The 22,238-nt window shown below is 35.2% G+C and carries 21 protein-coding genes, 1 tRNA gene and 1 pseudogene; 8 read left to right on the top strand and 15 right to left on the bottom strand.

All coding sequences use genetic code 11. The features are described 5' to 3' along the window. The 5 genes from ACODS7_RS11230 to ACODS7_RS11250 form a co-directional block, all read right to left on the bottom strand. The coding region (locus ACODS7_RS11230) for a DUF4047 domain-containing protein (RefSeq protein WP_488826692.1) at positions 1 to 624 on the bottom strand (624 nt) is incomplete at its 3' end. Positions 625 to 743: 119 nt separating this feature from the next. After that, positions 744 to 1,331, bottom strand: a complete 588-nt coding sequence (locus ACODS7_RS11235; protein WP_000172852.1) for a CalY family protein — start codon at positions 1,329 to 1,331, stop codon at positions 744 to 746. Positions 1,332 to 1,391: 60 nt separating this feature from the next. After that, entirely contained in the window at positions 1,392 to 1,961 is a 570-nt protein-coding gene (sipW, locus tag ACODS7_RS11240) for a signal peptidase I SipW (protein WP_000767802.1), read from the bottom strand. A 196-nt stretch (positions 1,962 to 2,157) separates the two neighbouring features. Next, positions 2,158 to 3,444 (bottom strand): D-alanyl-D-alanine carboxypeptidase family protein, encoded by a 1,287-nt coding sequence (locus ACODS7_RS11245; RefSeq protein WP_098139278.1) that lies wholly within the window; start codon positions 3,442 to 3,444, stop codon positions 2,158 to 2,160. A gap of 152 nt (positions 3,445 to 3,596) precedes the next feature. Next, complete coding sequence (locus ACODS7_RS11250) at positions 3,597 to 3,824, bottom strand: hypothetical protein (protein ID WP_000251856.1); 228 nt, start codon at positions 3,822 to 3,824, stop codon at positions 3,597 to 3,599. Positions 3,825 to 4,345: 521 nt separating this feature from the next. Between ACODS7_RS11250 and ACODS7_RS11255 the strand changes: the two genes are divergently transcribed. From ACODS7_RS11255 to ACODS7_RS11270, 4 genes are all read left to right on the top strand, one after another. Continuing rightward, a complete protein-coding gene (locus ACODS7_RS11255) occupies positions 4,346 to 5,101 on the top strand; it encodes a class I SAM-dependent methyltransferase (protein ID WP_098139276.1) in 756 nt (251 codons plus the stop codon). Positions 5,102 to 5,268: 167 nt separating this feature from the next. Beyond that, the gene (locus ACODS7_RS11260) at positions 5,269 to 5,490 is read left to right on the top strand and encodes a hypothetical protein (protein WP_043936736.1); all 222 of its coding nucleotides are present in this window, start codon (positions 5,269 to 5,271) and stop codon (positions 5,488 to 5,490) included. 609 nt (positions 5,491 to 6,099) lie between these two features. Continuing rightward, on the top strand, positions 6,100 to 6,567 hold the full coding sequence (locus ACODS7_RS11265) for a hypothetical protein (protein WP_098139274.1): 468 nt from the start codon (positions 6,100 to 6,102) through the stop codon (positions 6,565 to 6,567). 269 nt (positions 6,568 to 6,836) lie between these two features. After that, positions 6,837 to 6,909 (top strand) — tRNA-Val (locus tag ACODS7_RS11270). A gap of 295 nt (positions 6,910 to 7,204) precedes the next feature. On the opposite strand, the gene ACODS7_RS11275 is transcribed toward ACODS7_RS11270, so the two are convergent. From ACODS7_RS11275 to ACODS7_RS11320, 10 genes and pseudogenes are all read right to left on the bottom strand, one after another. Then, positions 7,205 to 8,446, bottom strand: a complete 1,242-nt coding sequence (locus ACODS7_RS11275; protein ID WP_098628919.1) for an ABC transporter permease — start codon at positions 8,444 to 8,446, stop codon at positions 7,205 to 7,207. Then, positions 8,439 to 9,338, bottom strand: coding sequence for an ABC transporter ATP-binding protein (locus ACODS7_RS11280; RefSeq protein WP_000054722.1), 900 nt, complete (start codon positions 9,336 to 9,338; stop codon positions 8,439 to 8,441). Before ACODS7_RS11280 ends, ACODS7_RS11275 begins: the two co-directional genes overlap by 8 nt. Positions 9,339 to 9,370: 32 nt before the next feature. Next, on the bottom strand, positions 9,371 to 9,583 hold the full coding sequence (locus ACODS7_RS11285; RefSeq protein WP_239661674.1) for an SDR family oxidoreductase: 213 nt from the start codon (positions 9,581 to 9,583) through the stop codon (positions 9,371 to 9,373). 632 nt (positions 9,584 to 10,215) lie between these two features. Then, positions 10,216 to 10,812 carry a DUF4878 domain-containing protein gene (locus ACODS7_RS11290; RefSeq protein WP_142333762.1) on the bottom strand — a complete coding sequence of 199 codons (597 nt, stop codon included), beginning with the start codon at positions 10,810 to 10,812 and terminating at the stop codon, positions 10,216 to 10,218. A gap of 158 nt (positions 10,813 to 10,970) precedes the next feature. Then, positions 10,971 to 11,516, bottom strand: a complete 546-nt coding sequence (locus ACODS7_RS11295; protein ID WP_001267330.1) for a hypothetical protein — start codon at positions 11,514 to 11,516, stop codon at positions 10,971 to 10,973. 81 nt (positions 11,517 to 11,597) lie between these two features. Then, positions 11,598 to 11,851: pseudogene (locus ACODS7_RS11300) on the bottom strand (hypothetical protein). Positions 11,852 to 11,867: 16 nt separating this feature from the next. Beyond that, positions 11,868 to 12,230, bottom strand: coding sequence for a hypothetical protein (locus ACODS7_RS11305; protein WP_043936729.1), 363 nt, complete (start codon positions 12,228 to 12,230; stop codon positions 11,868 to 11,870). A 130-nt stretch (positions 12,231 to 12,360) separates the two neighbouring features. Then, the gene (locus tag ACODS7_RS11310) at positions 12,361 to 12,543 is read right to left on the bottom strand and encodes a DUF3976 domain-containing protein (RefSeq protein WP_001178297.1); all 183 of its coding nucleotides are present in this window, start codon (positions 12,541 to 12,543) and stop codon (positions 12,361 to 12,363) included. Positions 12,544 to 12,571: 28 nt separating this feature from the next. Then, positions 12,572 to 12,949 (bottom strand): permease, encoded by a 378-nt coding sequence (locus ACODS7_RS11315; RefSeq protein WP_098628923.1) that lies wholly within the window; start codon positions 12,947 to 12,949, stop codon positions 12,572 to 12,574. Between the two features lie 2 nt (positions 12,950 to 12,951). Continuing rightward, entirely contained in the window at positions 12,952 to 13,161 is a 210-nt protein-coding gene (locus tag ACODS7_RS11320) for a helix-turn-helix transcriptional regulator (protein WP_000428506.1), read from the bottom strand. 823 nt (positions 13,162 to 13,984) lie between these two features. On the opposite strand from ACODS7_RS11320, the gene odhA reads away from it, so the two are divergent. The 4 genes from odhA to ACODS7_RS11340 all read left to right on the top strand — a co-directional run bounded on the left by odhA (position 13,985) and on the right by ACODS7_RS11340 (position 22,234). Then, the gene (gene odhA / locus ACODS7_RS11325) at positions 13,985 to 16,852 is read left to right on the top strand and encodes a 2-oxoglutarate dehydrogenase E1 component (protein ID WP_043936726.1); all 2,868 of its coding nucleotides are present in this window, start codon (positions 13,985 to 13,987) and stop codon (positions 16,850 to 16,852) included. A 132-nt stretch (positions 16,853 to 16,984) separates the two neighbouring features. Further along, positions 16,985 to 18,244 (top strand): 2-oxoglutarate dehydrogenase complex dihydrolipoyllysine-residue succinyltransferase, encoded by a 1,260-nt coding sequence (gene odhB / locus ACODS7_RS11330; RefSeq protein WP_000569892.1) that lies wholly within the window; start codon positions 16,985 to 16,987, stop codon positions 18,242 to 18,244. 124 nt (positions 18,245 to 18,368) lie between these two features. Continuing rightward, positions 18,369 to 20,288, top strand: coding sequence for a putative thiazole-containing bacteriocin maturation protein (locus ACODS7_RS11335; protein WP_098628925.1), 1,920 nt, complete (start codon positions 18,369 to 18,371; stop codon positions 20,286 to 20,288). Next, on the top strand, positions 20,285 to 22,234 hold the full coding sequence (locus tag ACODS7_RS11340) for a TOMM precursor leader peptide-binding protein (RefSeq protein ID WP_243168309.1): 1,950 nt from the start codon (positions 20,285 to 20,287) through the stop codon (positions 22,232 to 22,234). The genes ACODS7_RS11335 and ACODS7_RS11340 overlap by 4 nt, the downstream gene beginning before the upstream one ends. Positions 22,235 to 22,238: the final 4 nt, after the last annotated feature.

The following is a 22,238-nucleotide window of genomic DNA, read 5'->3' on the forward strand; positions in this document are numbered from 1 at the left end:
TTCTTCTGCTTTCTTCTGTTCTTCTACTTTCTTTTGTTCTTCTGCTTTCTTTTGTCCTTCCGCTTCAATTGCAACGTTTAATTGTTGCTGAAGAGCCTGAATTTGCTCATCAATAGCTTTCAAGCTAATTTCTTTCTCAATATAGTCACGTTTCTCTTTGATACTGCGAAAGCCTTCATTTACATATACGGACACTTGCTGCATCGACTCATCTTTATTTACCTTTAATTCTTCTTGTATTTGATTGTAAGGAGCCTCTATTTCAGTATATACATTTTGCAGAGCTTCCTTCTCAGCAACAATTTTCTCACGCCCTTGTTGCCATACAGAAATCGCCTGTTTTATTTCTTCAATAGAAGTTGCTTTCGATTTCCCCTTCATCGTTCCATACTCACGCTCAATAAACTGTTTATGTTTCTCAGATTGCTCTTTTAACGTATTAACTGTTTTCGGAAATATAATTGCTGTAGAAAGCGTCGCTTCCACTTTCGTTTCATGAATGAACGCCGCTTCTGTATGCGTCATAATTTGAGATCCTAAATAAAACGTAATAGAACACATACACGGCAATATAAGCATCTTTTTAAAATTCCGCGGTCTTTTCAGCATCTTAATCTCCCCCATCGAACATTACGTTCTTTATACAGAACATTATCTATATTATAGTAAAGAACTATTAAAATTGATAGACAAATACTAGAAAAATAGAAAAAGGGCTATCCATGTGATAGCCCTTTTTGTTATTATCTTTCTTCACCTGCTGTTTGTTGTGCATCAAACGTCCAATTTAATTGTAACTTATCGCCTTGGAATTGATTTTGATCTTTTCCATTATCAACGAACTCAAATTTCACTTTGAATTTATCAGATTTACCTGCTGAAATACCTTTTTCATCCCAGAACCAAGCCGATAAATCATTATCTACAGCTGTAAGTGTGTCACCTTTTAATTTATCTAAAGTAGTTTGTTTCACAATTGTCTCATGCTTATCTACATTTTTTAAGAATGTTACTTTAATATGTTTACCAAAATCATCTTTATTATCTTTCTTTACATCTTCTACATTATAATCTGTTTTCAGTAGAACCTTTTTAATATCTAAAGAGCCTTTATTTTCTAGTTTAAATTCTTTTTCAATTGTATCCCCAGGTTTTAAATTCGATACGTTAACAACTGTTGATGGATTTAATGCTAAATCAAGTGTCCCAGCCGCAAATGTATTGTTTGACACTTCTTTATCACTGAAAAACGCAAATGTTCCTCCACCAACTAACGCTGCTCCTAGTACTGCTGATGTAATACCCATTCCTAATTTTTTCTTTAAAGTCATGTCCATATCCCCTTAATATATATTTGTTAACTTCCTAAACGGAAAGTATAACCAAACGAACTAGACGGATTGTTCTACTTTTTTATCTTTCTTTTCTCCGTCAATGCTACGAATAGCCCCAAAAATAGAAATCGCGGAATATCCAAGTAAAAAGACTCCTGGAATAATAAGAAGTAATGCTGCTCCCGCTTTTGAATTCGCATAATTCAGTAAATAACCAACGTACGGAACTGTAATATCTGCATACTTTCCAACTACATTTTCTGCAAGTACTGGCTCTAAATCTGGTCCGTTGTTGTTATCCCCTTTTGTTTCATACATTACTTTTCCATTTGTATCTTTCACACCGATAATACGGTGAGTGATAATTTTTTGATCTTTCTCTTTAAAGGTAATAACATCACCTTTTTGATATTTAGAACCATCTTTGTTTGGTTCTATTGCAATGATTGATCCTGTTAAAAACGTCGGCTCCATTGATCCTGAAAGAACACTCTTAAATTGGTATCCCATTACTGTCGGATCACCACCGCTCGCTTTTGAAGAAATAACTACAAAAGCTAAAAAAACCATCAATGCAAATAAAACAAATGAGATTGCGTTGCTAATTACCTTCCAAATTAATTTCATCGTCTCTCTCCCTCTCCGTTGTTTTATATTATTTGAAGTATGCAATGTTCATTTTGTTCTTTAACAAGAACACAAGTAAATGATATAACGAACTTTAAGTTATTGCAATAAGAAAATTTACAATTATTAGTTAAATGTCTCTTTAGTATAAAAAAAGACTGTGACAAAATCTCTCCACAGTCTTTTTACTACTACGTTATTTTTCTTCTGTTTTCATTCCTTTTGTATTTCGGCGTAGCACTACATATAAAATGGCTCCAAATAATACAATTGCGCCTATCCCAACACTTATTATTTTCACATTTGACTCTTTTTCTTCAGATGCAATTGTATCTTTTTTAGGCATCGCAAAAGTGACATCTTCTGTTGAAAGAACATTTACCGTCGCAATTGTTTGATTATTTTTCGTAATATCAACTGCACCAACTACCTCACCACGATGTATTCCTTTATGATACAAAGATTCTTTATCTAATGAAGCTGCCCGGAAAATAGTTTTCACATTTTTCCCTTCATCTTTCTTAAGCATAAGTTCTGCACTTTTTTCCAACTCAGAACTAACATCTTTATTTAAATATGTTGTTTTTTGATGCCAATTATGTTTATCGAGCACTGTTTGCTTCGTAAATTGACCGAAAGAATAGTCCGCCATTTGCTTCAAATCTTCATAAATTTCAGGTCTTTGAGAAGCCATTACTACATTTATAATACGATTTCCATCTTTCTCATTTAATAAAACAAGTGTATTACGCGCTTCATTCGTAAACCCCGTCTTACCACCAATACTATATGGATTTTCAAAATAAGTAGATTTATTAAAAATAGACACCGTCTGGCTAGACGTCGTAACTGTCGTTCGTTTCGTATTCATCGCTTGTAAAATTTCAGGATATTTTTGCACACCTCTCGTAATCATAGCCATATCATACGGCGTCGTATAATGGTTCGGATCATGCAATCCATTCGGTGTTACAAAGTGGCTATCTTTCGCCCCTAATTGCTTCGCTTTCTCATTCATCATATTGGCGAAATTCTCAACACTCCCGCCAATCCGCTCCGCAATCGCATACGACACATCATTCGCACTCAGCACCATTAAAATCATAAGCGCAGTATTTCTATTAATTGTCTCTCCAGGTTGAAACTCAATTTGATAATTACTCTTCTCTTGATCTAACGCTAATTGTGAAAATGTAAATTGATCCTCTGGCTTCGTATGCTCCATGAGTAAAATCGCTGTTAACACTTTCGTCGTACTAGCAGGAAATGCACGGTGATATGCGTTTTTGTCATACAAAACATCTCCTGTTTTCGCATCGATTGTTGTTGCAAACTGACTAAAAACATTCGGTCCTTCCACAGGTGGTGGTGCAACTTGTTCTGGATTTACTCCAATATTCGTCTCAGCACGCAATGTCATAGGTGTCAACAAAAACAAACAAATAACTGTAATAAAAACCAAAATTTTCTTAAAATTTACCATATGACTCTCCCTTTTCCATTTACTCCCCTAACAAAATAATAAATCTACCAATCATATGTAATTTGTATTAAACTGGAAGAATTTTCACTATTTTTTACTATATCATATTTTTACGATAAAGAACATAAATATACAATAAAAATAAGAAGGAATTACTCTTTCTTATCCTTCTCATCAATCAACGAATCTATTAACTTTTGACTAGCTTCCTCGGGCGTAATCTCATCCGTTATCCCCATAAACGACCAACCTTTAGAATCAACCCACTCAACAAACTCTTGTAAAAATTCATCATGTGTAACATCCACATCAAGAATCGATCCATTAATCGAAATCGTTCTATTTTTAGACACGCGCATCTTGAACGTTTTTCTTACCATTACAACTTTTCTCCCTCTACTTCTGAATATTTATAAAGTGAAACTTTCATCAACCCTCACTAATCGGACTTTTACGGGCAGCCCGACTCCAACCTAACTTCTTTGCTTTTGCTAAATTTCGAGGTAAGGGATCTTACTGCCCGCAAATAGCGAGATAAAATAATCATGTATCTCTGTTATACATGATTTTCAGTAAATTGTAAAAAGGATATATTGGCCAATTTAAATAGCAAAAATGAAAATCTCTTACCTAAGTAAACGTAATACGACATACAATCGCTCATAAATTATTAAATAAATCCATAAAAATATACCCTTTAAAACATAATTGAGTAAGCCATTCTAGTCTTTTGGAAGATATTATCTAAAATAGTATACTAAACGGATAAAGGATATTTGAATAAAGAAACTGAGGCTTTCTATTTAGCTGGACTCTTAAGTTGTAGACTTAGAGACTTATGCCGGAATTCATATTTAATTTCTATTTCTGTACATAATATCGTAAGAAAGAAGGTAGTACTGTGAAAACAACAGAAAATTTTACTGACAGGGCCGATATATATGCAAAATATCGCCCTAGTTATCCTAATGAATATATTGATTACTTGCTTTCAGCTAACCAACTGAAAGGGAATCGGATTGTGGCTGATATTGGTTCAGGTACGGGGATATTTAGCCACCAGCTGCTTGAAAGTGGTTTACATGTTATTGGAGTTGAACCAAATGATGATATGAGGAAGATCGCTGAGCAATCGTTAAAACTATATTCTCGTTTTCAATCCATAAAAGCAACTGCTGAACATACCACTTTAAAAGAAAATAGTGTAGATTTAGTAACTGTTGCCCAAGCATTTCATTGGTTTAATAAAGAGGCTTTCAAAATCGAATGCCAACGAATTTTAAAACAAAAAGCAAATGTTGCACTTGTTTGGAATAGTAGAGATTTAACTAGTCCACTTATTAAAGAGAACGCAGAAATTTGCCAGAAAACCTGCCCAAACTTTAAAGGATTTAGCGGTGGAATAGATGAAACTCCAGAAGTATTTAACAGCTTTTTTAAAGATGGAAAGTATGAGTTTAAAGAATATCAAAATGATTTACTTTTTGATTATGAAGGTTTTTTGGGAAGAAATTTATCAGCGTCTTATGCTCCGAAAGAAAATGACGAACAGTATAAAAACTTTGTTTTTCTCCTATCAGATCTATTCGAAAAATACAGTGAAAATGGAAAAATTATTCTCCCGAATTTAACGCGAAGCTATCTAGGCAATGTATAAACAGCCTGATACAAAGAGACTTTGATCGAAATTAAAACAAGCCTAGCCCCTTCCTGAATGTAGAACGTGGTTAGGCTTGTTTTGCATTTTACCACATCAAATTCAAATGACTTTCGTACAATAAAGTAGAATATATTAGAAAGCACCTTAAACTGAGGAGGAACTCAATGGCGCGTTGTACGTATTGTAAAACGAAATGGAAAGTAAAAGATGTATGGTCGATACTCATGACATTTGAAAAAGATTGTCCGTATTGTTTTGGGAGGCAATATCTATCAAAGAAAACAGTGAACGCTATGCCAGAACTCATAAGCTTACCTTTACACTTCTTGTTCCCTTTTCTTGTTGATTTGAGTGATGAAGGTCCTTTGGATTGGTATCGGAAATAATATAACCTCTACATCCTAAGACTACTTTCTACTAAATTCGCTTCTCATCATTATCCCTTTATACATTACTATCATAATCGCTTATACTTTCCCTTTTGAAGATCCCGTAGCTCAGCATGAAGAGCGTCCCCTGAACAAGATTTATCAATTATGACTTTAATTAACGATGATATATTGTATACTGTTAAACATAAAAAGTTAGCATTAAGTTCCAATTAAATATTAATTGAAACCCAACACTACTTGTATTCTGAATTACAGAATACAAGTAGTGTTTTTTATTATGCATTTTTACATACAGTATGATTTTTTCTTGTAAATAGATAATAATGGTATATAATAAAATCAACGTTTTACCAATAAAAGGTAATAAAGAGTGGTGGAATAAGCAAATAACCAAAACGTATTAACAGATTTGTTCTATGTAAATCATGATACATATATGGAATCAAAACTATGAAATTTTATGTAGAGGTTAGATTACTACAAGATGAAAGATTCATAGCGAATACACTCGAGGAAAAAAGCGTTCGATTAGATTAATGTTATAAAACTACTTAATGTGATATCTATGGAACGAATTGAGAATATACTTAGGGGGAATTTCAAGTGAAAACATTTGGTAAAGTATTATTAACAGGAGCTTTAGCTTTAGGTGGTTTAACAGCTATGAACATTGATACACCGAAGGCACATGCTGACGGAGCAAGCGAGTTCTGTCGTTATATTTGTGGTCCTAGCGAAACGTTGAATGGTATTACAGTTCAAGTACACGCTACAGAATATAGCTTTGGTCAAAACGTAATTGCAAGAATTACAAATGAACGAGCTGAAGATATTCATTACAATGTCAGCATCGAGAAAAAATATGGCGATAACTGGGGAGAATATGATACTTTCTTCCATTGGCAAAATCAATGGGTTCCAGCTGGAAGTAATGATGAAATTTCTACTTTCACAGGATATGGCGAAAACATTTCAGACAATGGAACATATCGCTATAAAGTTGAAGTTGTAAGTGCTGACGGTTCTGTAGATACAATTTACACAGCAGGAATGACAGTTACAGGACGATAGCTCATGAACGAGCTCCATTATTTATGATTGTATTTTTGAAAATATCATTGATAATCGCGGTGATATTATTATTAAAATAAGCTCTTCGGGGCTTATTTTTTATATAAAAATTGGAATGATAATATCCAGAAAGTTAAATCTTTACACCATTAAAGTTTGTTGCTATTATAGGAATACATCAAATGTTACAATATTCAATAAATTATACAAATCCTTCGATTACACGAATGAAATGAAAACACATTGCTGATCGTAATATTTATAGTTGGGATCCCGTAGCTCAGCAGGGAGAGCGCCACCTTGACAGGGTGGAGGTCGCTGGTTCGAGGCCAGTCGGGATCATAGGAAAAACCCCTTGATATTCAAGGGGTTTTCTTTATGTAGCAAATAAATGATTATGATTAAAACTAAATTCCCCCCCCTACTTCTTGTCTTCATTTTGGAGAAAGACATAAATTATATCAATCATCGCTCTGCGTTGTTCGCCAGAACTCGATTCTTTACTCTCTTTTGGGATCTTTTTAAAGTTCTCTTTGAAAAATAGCTTAATACAATAATTTATATATAAAAATTATCGTAACAACAAAAAACTACATAGATTAACTATGTAGTCTTTTTAAATATGAATAAACCAATCCTATTTTTGCCCTAACTTGATTGCCTTTTTGATATTACTAAATGCACCTTTACCATATATTAATACGCCACCGCGGTAAACACGACTCGTTAAACCAATCATTATACATATTGTTGCGATTAGAATCCCTAATGCTAGCGCAATCTCCCATACTGGGATATTAAGGAATCCAATTCGTACAAGCATAACTATAGGAGTAAAGAAAGGTACATAACTAGTAATGGTAACAACCATGCTGCTTGGATTTGACATTCCATAAATTGCGATATACAAAGCAGCAAGTAACATAAACATCAGCGGCATAACAGCTTGAGAAGATTCCTCTATACGCGTAATGATAGAGCCAAATAGACAAGATAATGAGCCATATAATAAGAATCCTAATGTGAAGAATAGAATCCCATAAAACACTAGAGTTGGAGCAACAGAATTTAAATCAATACTATTTAAAATATCATTTTTCGAATCATTAATTGCTGTTTTATATCCAACAGTTGCGACCAAGCCCCAAATTATGATTTGCGTAATACCAGCCAATAATGTCGAGAATAGCTTCGCATATAAATGTTTGGTAGGCGAAATACTTGAAACAACTAACTCCATAACACGAGAAGATTTCTCTGTTGCAACATCTGTTGCTAATTGTGCAGCATACATTAATATCATTACATAATTTAGCATGATAAAGACATTAATTAAAATCCCTACACCCTCAGTATGTTCTCCATCTTTAACCTTATCTGAAACCGTTTTGGTATGAATTTCTACTGGCGTTGTTAACACCTTTAATTCATCTTGCGATAGATTCAATTGCTGGGCGAAGTTAGAAGATTGTATTTGAGATAAAATCGTTTGAACCTTGCTAACATCTTGCTGATTTACATCCGTCTCAGTTATATACGTAGCCTTTAATTGTTTATTATTCAATTCCTCTACAACGATTGCATATGTATAATCACCATTTTTAACACCTGATTCTGCTTTTTGTTTATCCGTGCTACGTTTAACTTGTATCTTACTATCGACATTTTTAAACACTTGATGAATGGTTGAATATAATTCTTCTTTTTCTGTAACAACAACAACTTGATCGTCCTCGTTACCTGCAAACAAGTTATAAATCTTGTCAAAATTCATCAATCCTATAATTAACAGAGAAACTATTATTGTAATAGCAAAATATGATTTTGATTTCACTTTAGATTTATAGTTTTGTAAAAAAATTGTCCAGAAACTACTCATTTTGTGCACCTACTTTCGCAATAAAGATATCATTTAATGTAGGCTCTTCTACTGCAAACTTTTTAACATATCCTAATTTTGTTATCTCTTTAAATAAAACATGTGAAACTTCTTCATATGAAATTTTAAGAGTAACTGCATTTTTACGTTTCTTCATACTTTCTACACCTTTTATTTCTTTCAAATGGTCAAAGTCATGATCGCCAACGATTACAACGTTCTTTTTACCAAAATCACTTTTAATTTTGGCAATGTCACCCTGAACAACAGGTACACCTTTGTGCATAATACAAATGTGTTGGCATAACTCTTCCACATGTTCCATACGATGTGAACTAAAAAGAATTGACGAACCTTGTTTTTGCATATCAAGAACAGCGTCTTTTAACATTTCAACATTTACTGGGTCTAAACCACTAAATGGTTCATCTAAAATTAAGAGTTCAGGCTTATGTATAATCGCTGTTATCAGCTGGATTTTTTGCTGATTCCCTTTAGAAAGTTCTCCTACCTTTTTGTTCAGATGCTCAGTAATATTAAAACGCTCCAGCCAATAGTGAAGTTCTTTTTCTGCATCTTTACTTTTCATGTTCTTTAATTTTGCAAAAAAGTTAACTTGTTCTTTGACAGTCATTTTCGCATAAAGACCACGTTCTTCTGGTAAATACCCAATTTTATCTGTAACACCATAATTTATAGGTTTACCATTCCATGAAATGGTCCCACTTGATTTCGATAAAAGTCCAAGTATCATTCGAAATGTAGTCGTTTTACCTGCTCCGTTCCCGCCCAAGAATCCAAATATTTCACCTTTTGGTATCTCGATATTCAAATTATTCACTGCAACATGCTCGTCAAATTTCTTTGTTAAATCTTTAATTAGTAAACTCATTATCCACACCCTTAATTCTCAAGATGATTTATTTATACAATTGTATATCCATAGTCAACTACAATATTTTGCCCTCTAATGGCGTCACTCTTATAAGACATTAAAAATAAGATGACATTTGTAACATCTGAAATTTCAACAAATTCCCTATATGGAATCTTTTTTAATAACTTATTTCCTTCAAAGGACTTCAAATAGCTTTCGTTATTATCGTTTATGCTATAGGATAGTGAATTGTATACCACTGTAATGATTCATTTTTTATCTTTCAAAAATGAATCATTACCAACAAATGTTATATTTCGCATTATAAGGTTAGCATAAGATTTTAAATATTTAATATGCAATTCTGCATATTTTAATACTCTCAATTATTTACATAGTGTTTGACCATCTTTATTTAAAGCAGCCCCCACATTTACAAAATTCACTTAAAACAAGAATTTGTTTATCCATACTTTTTCTATAATTTTTCATGGAAGAACTGAAATTAATTAGTACCCCTGTTAAACACCTAAATCTGATACTTAAACTAACTAATCTTCCTCTAATAAATTGTTGTCTTATTTAACTTCACAATTAATAGTATCCAGCAGGCATAGTCACAACATCTTCGTACACCTCCTCATTAAAGCTGAAGGAACACTAATTAAAATCTGGTCCAGAAATTTTACCTTTCTACGTTACAGGATCCGCATAAGAAAACATAGAATACAGTACCTCCTCTGTTACAACTAGCTTTATGTCTTGAATTCAAAAAACATAATATCTAATTTATATAATTAATTTCGTGCGTTCAAACCTCTCCAGGTTCATAAAAAAGAGACACCATATCAGCCTTCTACGTGATATAGTGTCTCTTTTTTATCTAATTCAATTACTTCCCACCAAAGATCTTCTCCAAAGACTTCGCATTTGCAAACAATACTTCTTTCAAGTTATCGTCAGCAACGATTTTATAGTCGCCATCTTTGTCTTTCTTTAAGTTCAATGTAACTTCGCGAGTTGCCATTGCTGCATCTTTATCCGTTAAGTTTTTGATGATGGTTGAGGTCATTGTTTTTTCGATTTCTTTTTCAGATTGTTCTTTATCTTCGCTAAATGCGCTAGCGAAGGCCATTGGCATAACTTCTCCCACTGCTTTTGTTACAGCAACGGATAGATCAGCAGATGTAATTTTTACTTTCACTTCTGCTTTGTCATCCTTTTTCGATACTTCTTCTAGCTTTTCAAATTTAAAGTTCTTTGTAATTGCACTTAGCATTGCTTTTGCCTCAGCATCATCTGTTTTTTCATTTAGTTTATTAAATTCTTTGTCACTCTCAACAAATGTACGAGCCTTTTCTACATCACCTTTTTGTATCGCTGTTAAAAATTCTTCTGTAGTATCTTTCGGATTTGCACAACCTGCTAAAACACCTGCTGTTAATCCTACTACCATCATTAATAGCAATAATCTCTTTATCTTTTGCACGCTCATTCTCCTCTTATCTTTTCTAGTAAGTCAGCATCATACAATATTATGAAACTGACATTACAAACATTTTTTAGTATAGCATTTATATGATTAATTTTCTATTAATTCCCAAAAGATAAAGGGCCTTGCAGCATTCCTACAAGGTCCCTCTTCTATCAATCTGTATCCGTAGCACAAATGAACCACATTTTCTGTTCCCTACTATCTAACACCATCCAAGTAACATCCCACGCAACATCGTAAAACCAATCTGTCCAAGGGCGATAGCTTTCGAACACTTTAATATCTTCGTATCGATCTTGGAACATATATTGACATACATTGACTGCTAATTGTTTTGCGATAACTGGTCGTTCCTTAAACCCTTCATATGCTCCGCCCCACAAAATTTGCGCAGCAATGCTACCATCAAGCATAACTGCCAGCTGCTCTTTAAAACGAAACTTATATTTGTCTGATGTATGTATTTTTAACTCTTCTAAGTTATTAATTATATCTAAAGAGTTGAAGATTCTTCTAAAGAAGTGCTCATGTCCATCTTTCGAATGTGGTATTTCTTTAAAAAAATTTTCGTTATGCACTTTAAAACAGCTTATTATTGCTCCACCAATTAAGTTTTGTTCCTTAAACGTGTTTATAAGTTGCTCAACAGATGAGTCATTCGTGTCTATTTTTTCAAACGTTCCCTCTTTCCATCTCATAACGCCCACTACTCTCTATTAAAAATTTGTTTCTTCATTATAAATAGCAAAATAAAAACCAGCAACTTTAAGGTTGCTGGCTTAGCTCTTATTCATATTCGAAAAAACAATAACAACTGCTCCAAACAAATAATGCCCTACTACCATCCACATACTCCGATCAAAGATCATAAACGATAACCAAAGCGATATATTAATAGCAGCAAATAATAAATATAAAATGAAATCTCTCTTTTGTATTGCTCCTCTATTCATCAAAATGTAAGCGGCACCGATAGGAGGAAAAAGACAAATATTTTTCTTAACGACCACGGATACGAAGTTACTGTCTGCATATGAATCTCCTTTTCATCATAATACTTGCTTCAACATCGGCCTCACTACCCTATATTCATCACTATAAGTTTCCTTTATAATTAAAGGCTGGTAATCACTTTTTTCTTCCTCAATCATTGTGAATACTTCTGTTTTCTCTTGTAATGTATTAGATTCTCTATTTTTAGTAGGTTTTTTACTTGTTTTAATTTTCTTTGTTACTTCACCAAGTTTTTGCCCAACTTCTTCTACTTTGGCAGGTTCATTCGTTACGTGGTACTCCTGATCCTCCCATACTAATATAGGCGGCACTTGTTCTCGTTTGTTACATATTATATAAGTAGTACTAGCTACAAGTAGTAGACAAGTTAATAAATAGAAGATAGTTTTTTTATTCATATACTACACTCCTTATCTATCATTTCATTGGATTATATAATATAAGTTATTTACAGTAAATGGATTTAGTGGTAATTTTTAGGTTTAACAATAAAAAAACCTTACCGCAGTAAGGTTCCGTTTTTACATTCTATAGTGACCGACTTATTAAAACGATCATTACAATAATCGCAATAAACATAATAACTAAACAGCCGATCATTTTATAAAATCCTCGTTTCGTTAACGTCCCGCCTTGAACGTCTTTACGAATAAATAAGAATACAGCTAAAAATAATACAAGCCCAATGCCAAAAGCATACATCATTTGCATATGTTAATCTTCCTTTCTCTCTTCCATCTTAATATCTTTTTGCCAAAACAACAAATGAGATAAAGACGGTACTCATCGTAAGTGCCATAAGTATATTCAATAATTCAGTAGCAGATAGTGTAAGTATTTTTAAGTTTAAGCCGATAGAGAAAAGAAGATAATATGCTGTTAATGCAAAAAAGGTTACAAACATTCCTTTATAACGAATAAGTTTCATTCGCTCGTCTTTTTCTTTAAATTGCGGGTGTAAGTAGCTTAGGCAGAAACACATAACCATCATTGCAAGTAACGTATAAGTAGGACTTGGCGGTGCAGAATGCGTCATTATACCTGTTAATATCATAAATCCACTCATAAATAGAAAAATAATCCCCATAATTACAAAGTACTTTTGTGAATAACTCATCCCTATTCCCCCTCTTCTTTTCCTTCATAAATAAATACATGTTCTATCGTTGTCTGAAATGTTTTCGCTATTTCAAATGCTAGCGGAAGTGATGGATCGTATTTCCCTTTTTCAATTGAGATAATGGTTTGTCTGGAAACCCCGAGTTTCTCAGCCAGTTTTTCTTGAGATAGTCCAAATTTCTTTCGGTATTCGACCATTTTATTTTCCAAGGAAATTTCTCCCTCCTCCCATATATCGAGTATATATGTAAAGTAAACTTTACGTCAAGGTTCCTTTACATTTACCACAATCATTTTTCACTCTATTTATATAGAAGAAACTTGTTCGATTTCAGCACGTCTATTTTGTAATAAAACACGGAACACTGTATGTAATCGTTACTATATTTCCTCCTCACCTTTTTTAAAATTTAATATCTTCATATTTGTTTTATCCTTTTAAAATATTTCATTTATTTCTTTATTTCACGAAATACGTTATTTGTTTTACGGTGTTTTTCGTCATATTTATAGAAACTAACTGTTTATGGAGCATTTTTTATGTTTAGCAACTTTTTTTGTAGAAATCCTTCATTTTCCTTTCGATATTTAACACTATCGAAATAAAGTTTACGCTAAATTCATAATTTTTTATTTTTTATACTATATTCCGTTATATTGTTGTATAATATCTATGAAAGCGCTTATTATTTCAATATACATAATTCAAACTAATTTTTATCGAAACATTCTAATTATTTTTCCTATATTTAAATGCAACAATTATAGCTATTAGTATAGGCATACCAAATATATCCACCCCATTTTTCTGTAAAATTACTTTATAAAGTGAAAGATTAACTTGGGTGATAAGTTATTGTGAATGTTTTTTTACAAAACAGATAAGTAATAGTGTTTGGTATTATGTAAATTATTGTAATAACATAAGAGTAAAGAAAACATTTACATTGATTATTGATTCATTACTTATTGAAAAAGAGCAAAATGCACCTTTGTATGGAAAAGGATTATATGCATTGGGAGGTTTAAACAAATGACGAGGAAGAATACAACGACAAACCCTTGGGCCAAGTTCCACGGTCCGAACCTTGGTTATGTTATTGAGCAGTATGATCTTTACGTAACTGGAGCAGGTTCTGTTGATCCGGAATTACAAGAGCTTTTTGAAATTTTTGGAGCTCCTTCGTTTCAAGATGATGTCGTAACAGGGGACAACACAGCAACACATTTTTCTCCTCAAAACACAGGTAACATTGAAAAAATTCTTAAAGTCGTTCAACTTGTTGAGCAAATTCGTTCTTTCGGGCATACGTTGGCTCACATTAACCCGATGGAAGATGCTGCAAATGGACAATCACTTCTTGAGAAAGCAATGAGTGAACTGAGCGATGCTGACTTGAAAGCGATTCCAGCGAAAACAGTATGGCAAGATGCACCAGAAGGTATTCACACTGCACTTGATGTAATTCATAGATTAAAAGACGTTTATACAAAATCTTTAGCTTATGAATTTTCTCATATACAAGATAGTGAAGAACGCGCGTGGTTGCATCAAATGGTGGAATCAAATTCATTGCGTCAACCACTATCAAATAAAAAACGAACTGCTCTTTTAAAACGTTTAACAGCTGTTGAAGGTTTCGAGCAATTCTTGCATAAAACATTCGTTGGGCAAAAACGTTTCTCTATCGAGGGCGTTGATATGCTTGTACCTGTTTTAGATGAAATTGTTCTAGAAGGTGCTAAGAACGGCGTAGAGGATGTCATGATTGGTATGGCTCACCGCGGTCGTCTAAGCGTACTTGCTCACGTATTAGAAAAACCATATAGTCACATGTTTGCTGAGTTCAAACATGCAAAAATAGAAGGCGCAGTAGCCAATTCTGGCTGGACTGGCGACGTAAAATACCACCTAGGTAGAGAACAAGTCGTTAGTAACGAAGAAATTAGCACTCGCGTGACATTAGCAAATAACCCGAGTCATCTTGAGTTCGTGAATCCTGTAGTCGAAGGTTTCGCACGTGCTGCTCAAGAGAATCGTAAAAAATCTGGTCTTCCAGATCAAGACACTTCAAAATCATTCGTAATTTTAGTTCATGGTGATGCTGCATTCCCTGGTCAAGGTATTGTATCTGAAACGTTGAACTTAAGCAGATTGAACGCGTATCAAACAGGCGGAACGATTCATGTTATCGCAAACAATGCAGTTGGTTTCACGACTGATAGCTATGATTCTCGTTCTACGAAATATTCAAGTGACCTTGCAAAAGGTTTCGATATTCCGATTGTTCACGTGAACGCTGATGATCCAGAAGCTTGTCTTGCAGCTGCTAACCTTGCGATTCAATATCGCATGTTGTTCCAAAAAGACTTCTTAATCGATTTAATCGGTTACCGTCGATATGGTCATAACGAAATGGATGACCCAGCGGTTACGCAACCACAAGTGTACAAAAAAATTAAAAACCACCCTACTGTAAGAGCAATTTACGCAGATCAATTACAAGCTGCTGGTGTTCTAAATGCAGATGAGGTTGAAACAATTACACAGTTTATACAAGAGCAATTAAAATCCGATTATGCACAAGTACCACCAGCTGATACGAGCGATGCAACAATTCACGTTAAAGTGCCCGATGTTGTCGCAAAAGGTATTCAACCAATCGATACTGGTATTGAACTTGACTCACTTCGTGCAATTAACGAAGGTCTACTATCTTGGCCAGAAGGATTTAACGTATATCCAAAAGTGAAGAAAATTCTTGAGCGCCGTAAAGATGCTCTTGAAGAGAACGGTAAAATTGAATGGGCACTTGCTGAATCGTTAGCATTCGCTTCTATTTTACAAGAAGGTACGCCAATTCGTTTAACTGGTCAAGATTCACAGCGTGGTACATTCGCACACCGTCATATCGTACTGCACGATACAGAAACAAATGAAACATATTCACCATTACACCGCTTACCAAACATTAATGCTTCATTCTCTGTTCATAACAGTCCGTTATCAGAGGCTGCTGTTGTTGGTTACGAATATGGTTATAACGTATTCGCTCCAGAAACTCTTGTTATGTGGGAAGCACAATATGGTGACTTCTCAAATACTGCGCAAGCATTATTTGATCAATATGTTTCAGCTGGAAGAGCAAAATGGGGTCAAAAATCTGGTTTAGTTCTTCTATTACCACACGGTTATGAAGGTCAAGGGCCAGAGCACTCTAGTGCACGTCCAGAGCGTTTCTTACAGTTAGCTGCTGAGAATAACTGGACAGTTGCAAACTTAACGAGCGCGGCACAATACTTCCATATCCTACGTCGTCAAGCATCTATCTTAGGAACAGAAGCTGTTCGACCATTAGTACTGATGACGCCGAAGAGCTTGTTACGTCACCCACTTACGCTTTCAACTGCTAGCCAGTTAAGCGAAGGACGTTTCCAACCTGCTTTAGAACAAGAAAACCTTGGTATGAAACCAAATAAAGTAAAACGTCTTGTTTTAAGTACAGGTAAAATGGCGATTGACTTAGCAGCAGAAATCGAGTCTGGTAAACACGAGTACAGCTTAGACGAAGTTCATGTCGTTCGTATTGAGCAATTGTACCCATTCCCTGCTGAGAAAGTTCAATCTATTATTAAACGCTTTAAAAACTTAGAAGAAATCATTTGGGTTCAAGAAGAACCTCGTAATATGGGCGCATGGCATTACATGGCTCCAATTCTGTTCGAACTTGCTGGAGATAAAGTGAAAACAGGTTACATTGGACGTCCTGATCGCTCTAGTCCATCTGGCGGCGATCCATTCGCACATAAAGCTGAGCAAGAGCTAATTGTTGCACATGCTTTAGATGTGAAGTATAACTTCCGTCAAGATAAACAAGAAATTGAAGTTTACAGCAACTAAAAAGTAATAATGAAGGTTTCTAGCTTGATCTTGGGCAGATATTCTGCCCAAGGCCCGGCTAACAAATGGAGATTACCGAAGACAAAAGAAGAAAAAACACACCGTTAGGCAAATAAGGGGAGGACATTTAAAATGATCGAAATTAAAGTACCTGAGCTTGCAGAATCTATTACCGAAGGAACTATTTCACAATGGCTTATCAACGTAGGCGACAAAGTTGAGAAAGGTGGCAGCGTTGTTGAGCTTGAAACTGATAAAGTCAATGTAGAAATCATTGCAGAAGATTCAGGTATTGTATCGAAGTTACTAGGCGAACCTGGGGATACAGTTGAAGTTGGCGCAACTATCGCAATTTTAGATGCTAATGGAGCACCAGTTGCAGTAAGTACACCTGCTCCAGCTGCTGAGCAACCAAAACAAGAAACAGCTGAAGCACCGAAAGCTGCAGCTCCAAATGCTGAACAAACTACGGGTCTACAAGGCTTACCAAATACGAACCGTCCTATTGCATCACCAGCTGCTAGAAAAATGGCTCGTGAATTAGGAATCGACTTAAACGACGTACGTAGCACAGATCCACTTGGACGCGTGAGACCACATGATGTACAAGCTCATGCTGCAGCACCAAAAGAAGCACCAGCTGCTCCAAAGAGTCCAGCTCCTGCTCCAGTTGCAAAAACTGAATTCGAAAAACCAGTTGAGCGTGTGAAAATGTCCCGCCGCCGTCAAACAATTGCAAAACGTCTTGTAGAAGTTCAACAAACATCTGCAATGTTAACAACATTTAACGAAGTTGATATGAGTGCGATCATGGAATTACGTAAAGAACGCAAAGATGCTTTCGAGAAAAAACATGATGTACGTCTTGGCTTCATGTCATTCTTCACAAAAGCAGTTGTTGCAGCATTAAAACAATTCCCATTATTAAATGCTGAAATTCAAGGTGACGAGCTTATCATCAAAAAATTCTATGATATCGGTATTGCAGTAGCAGCTCCAGATGGATTAGTTGTTCCAGTTGTACGCGATGCTAACCAATTAAACTTCGCTGAAATCGAAAGCGAAATTCGTAATTTAGGTATGAAAGCACGCGATAACAAACTTTCATTAAAAGAACTACAAGGTGGTACATTTACAATTACAAACGGTGGTGTATTCGGTTCTCTAATGTCAACACCAATCCTAAATAGCCCTCAAGTTGGTATTTTAGGAATGCATAAAATCCAAGTACGCCCAGTTGCAATTGATGCAGAACGTATGGAAAACCGTCCGATGATGTACCTTGCACTATCTTACGATCACCGTATTGTTGATGGTAAAGAAGCAGTTAGCTTCCTTGTTGCTGTTAAAGATATGCTTGAAGATCCAAAATCATTATTATTAGAAGGTTGATAGATTTTTAACCTATTAAAGGCTGTAGAATGAATCATTCTACAGCCTTTTTTTATTGTGTTCATACGGGACAAATTTCATGACATAAAGTAATAATGTATGCCTAAACGTAAGGAGGATTAAAATGAATAACCTTCCAATTCATGCAAAACTTAAAGTAAATAAGGATACTTTCTTCCTCCCCGATTCAAACGGGGGTGTCTATTTTCGAAATAACGCCAGTTCATTTCGCATGGACGGTGCTGGAATTTATGACTGGATTGAAAAATTAATGCCCATGTTTAACGGTAATTATTCTTTAGCAGAAATAACTGATGGACTCCCTCTCCCCTATCAAAATCGTGTATTTGAAATTGGAGAGGTTTTATATGAAAATGGTTTCGTTCGCGATGCAAATCAAGATGCACCTCATGAATTAAACAGTACATTACTCGACAGATATGCTTCTCAAATTGAATTTTTAGAAGCTGATTCTCATTCAGGTGCTTTAAAATTCGAAACGTACCGCGGGGCAAATGTACTTGTACTTGGTTCTGGGGATATGCTTACTTCCTTAGTTTCTTCTTTATTAGAATCTGGTTTACCTACATTTCATTACCTCGTTACAGATCGTGATGAAACAAACTATGACAGAATACATGAGCTAATAGAACGTGCATATGAAGTTGATAACAATGTACTTGTTCAAGAAATCGATACTACAATTGACCGTCCCTTGCATGAAGTATTCGAACCTTTTGATTGGATTTTATATGTTTCTCAAAATGGAGACATTGATGGTTTACAAACAGTTCACACTATTTGTAGAGAAACGAAAAAGAATTTCATACCAGCTATTTGTTTATCTACACTCGGTATAGCTGGGCCTGTCGTAACGGAAAATCGTGATGAATGCTGGGAATCCGCATGGCATCGACTACATGAAACGACTTTACAAAATGAAAATTCATCGGATTCCTTCTCACCAATTACATCTGCAATGTTAACAAATGTAATCGTTTTTGAATTATTTAAGCATGTCGCAGATGATTCACATCGGGAAAAAGAAGCACAATTCTTTTTATTAAACTATGAAACACTCGAAGGAACGTGGCATTCTTTTATAAAACATCCTCTTGCAACTGATGAAAGTTTTACAATTGATACGATAGAAAATCTTTCTGAAAAACTTGAGCATCGGTCGAACCAACATACTTCAACTGATGTATTCCGATTTTTTGACTCACTAACTTCTAAAGAAGCCGGTATATTCCATGTATGGGATGAACAAGATTCATATCAATTACCGTTATCACAGTGCTATATTCAAGTAGCCACTCCACTATCAGATGGCCCAGCTCCCCTTCTGCCTCTTATGACTTGCAGTGGATTGACTCATAATGAAGCACGCCGAGAAGCTGGTTTAACAGGAATTGAAACATATGTAGCAGAAATCATTCACCGCCTTATTCCTGAACATAACGATATCGGTATCGGTGCTGGAGAAACGATGACAGAAGGATTTTACCGGGCACTACAGCAACATTTAAACAATAAACTGTATGAGCGGCAGTCACATACGCTAGAAGAACTTACAACTGTTGATTTAACTGATATTCAAGATAAACATTGTAGATTTTATTACGATGCTCTCTCTACAATCCATGAAACACCTCAAATAGCAATGAGCGAAGAGATTCTTAGTTTTCCTGTCGTTTGGATCGGTATAAATGATAGATGGTACGGTGCATCTAATATAAATATGACGTTAGCGTTACGAAACGCACTACAACTATCACTCTTTCACATTCAAAATGAAGAAATTCCTTACAGAGCTAATATTTTGTATGACTCATCTATTATTTTATATGACACTGATTCTTTTAGGGTGGAGATACAAGCGGAAGAAGAAATTCCAAGTGCGCAATCTTTACAGCTTGCCTTACAGCATTTAGAAGAACATAATTTTTATCCCTTCGTGTTTGATTTAGCAATCGAACCATTTTTGAAAGAAAACTTAGACAGTGTGTATGGGGTATTAATTGCAAAGGAGGACGGTTTATGATTCAAAATATATTGCTTATAGGAGATGGCCTACTCGCAGACTATGTACATGATCAATTATGCGAACGATATTCCATCATTCGTCAACATACCCTTACAGAAGAACTCCCTGAAAATATTCATCTCGCTCTCGTATTACATGACGGATCTCCTTCTACTATTCATCATGATGCCGAACTTATTTTTCGCTCAAATCATATTCCGTGGCTTCGTGGTTTCACTTCATTTGGCGAAGGTATTATCGGTCCTTACATTCATCCTCTTACGCCCGGATGTTCCCATTGTTCTGATGGACGCCGTTTTATCGCTGGCTTTGATCAAAAAGAAATGTGGGAACTACAGCGGAAATATGCCTTTAAAGCCGAAAATGGAACGAGGCGTGATGTACGTGCCACCCAAAATGGAATGTTACAAATGTGCCATCTTATTTGTGCCGAAACAGAAAAAATATTAACTCATAACCATTCTTCTTTAGAAAATGAACTTATTTTACTAAACTTACAAACATTACAATGTACGCGGCATTCTTTTCTTCCAGATCCTCTCTGTCCTGTATGTAGTAGTTTACCTGATGATACTGCGGATGCGGCGGAAGTTTCTTTACAACCGAGTTTAAAAGTAAGCACCGAAACGTATCGCTGCCGTTCCATTCATGAATTAAACACATTTTTAACGAGAGACTATTTAGATTATCGGGTCGGTATGTTGAACGGCAAAATGCAGCATTCTTTATTACCATTCGCTGACGTCATTATAAACATGCCATTAATGTTTGGAAATGAAGGTGTTGCAGGCCGAACTCATTCATTTGCAGTCAGTGAAGCAACTGCTATTTTAGAAGGTTTAGAACGATATTGCGGTATGTCGCCTCGCGGGAAAAAGACAAATGTGCATGGTAGTTTTCATGATTTAGAGGAACATGCACTAAATCCCCTTACACTCGGTGTGCATACAAATGAACACTACAATCGTGATAATTTTCCATTTAAGCCGTTTGATTCTAATTATGAGCAAAACTGGGTACGGGGATATTCTTTATCACAAAACAGACCGCTTTTAGTTCCTGAATCAATTGCTTATTATAGCCTTGGTCATCGAGATGCTTTCGTGTATGAAACATCAAATGGATGTGCAATTGGCGGTAGTTTAGAAGAAGCGATTTTTCACGGCATTTTAGAAATTGTAGAGCGTGATGCCTTCTTACTCACTTGGTATGCCGAATTACCTCTTCCCCGCCTTGATCTTAATTCAGCAAACGATACAGAATTACAATTAATGATCCAGCGGTTACGTACAATTACCGGGTATGAATTACACACTTTTAATGCGACGATGGAACACGGCATCCCGAGCTTATGGGTAATTGCAAAAAATACACGTGAAAATGGAATGAACGTTGTTTGTGCGGGAGGCGCTCATTTAGATCCTATTCGAGCTTTAAAAAGTGCCATTCAAGAAATAGCAGGCATGTTACTTATAACAGATGATGAGCTCGAGCACAAAAGAGAATACTATGAAAAGTGCTTACAAGATCCTTATTTCGTTAATAAAATGGAAGACCATAGTATGCTGTACGGATTGAAAGAAACGGAAGAACGTCTTCACTTCCTTTTACGAGAAGATGCACCGGTGCAAACGTTCCAAGAAATGAATGTATCACAATCATTTGATATGGATTTAACATCCGATCTCCACCAACTTTTAAATCGTTTGCATCAATCTAATCTTGAAATAATCGTTGTAGATCAAACCGTTCCCCTTATAGAAAAGAACGGACTACACTGTGTAAAAGTCATTATTCCAGGCATGTTACCGATGACATTCGGCCATCACCTTACTCGTGTTACAGGATTAGATAGAGTCTATACCGTACCGATGACACTTGGATATAGCGCTGAACCGTTAACAAATGAACAATTAAATCCACATCCGCACCCGTTTCCATAGTAAA

This window comes from Bacillus sp. FG16, from assembly GCF_057809515.1.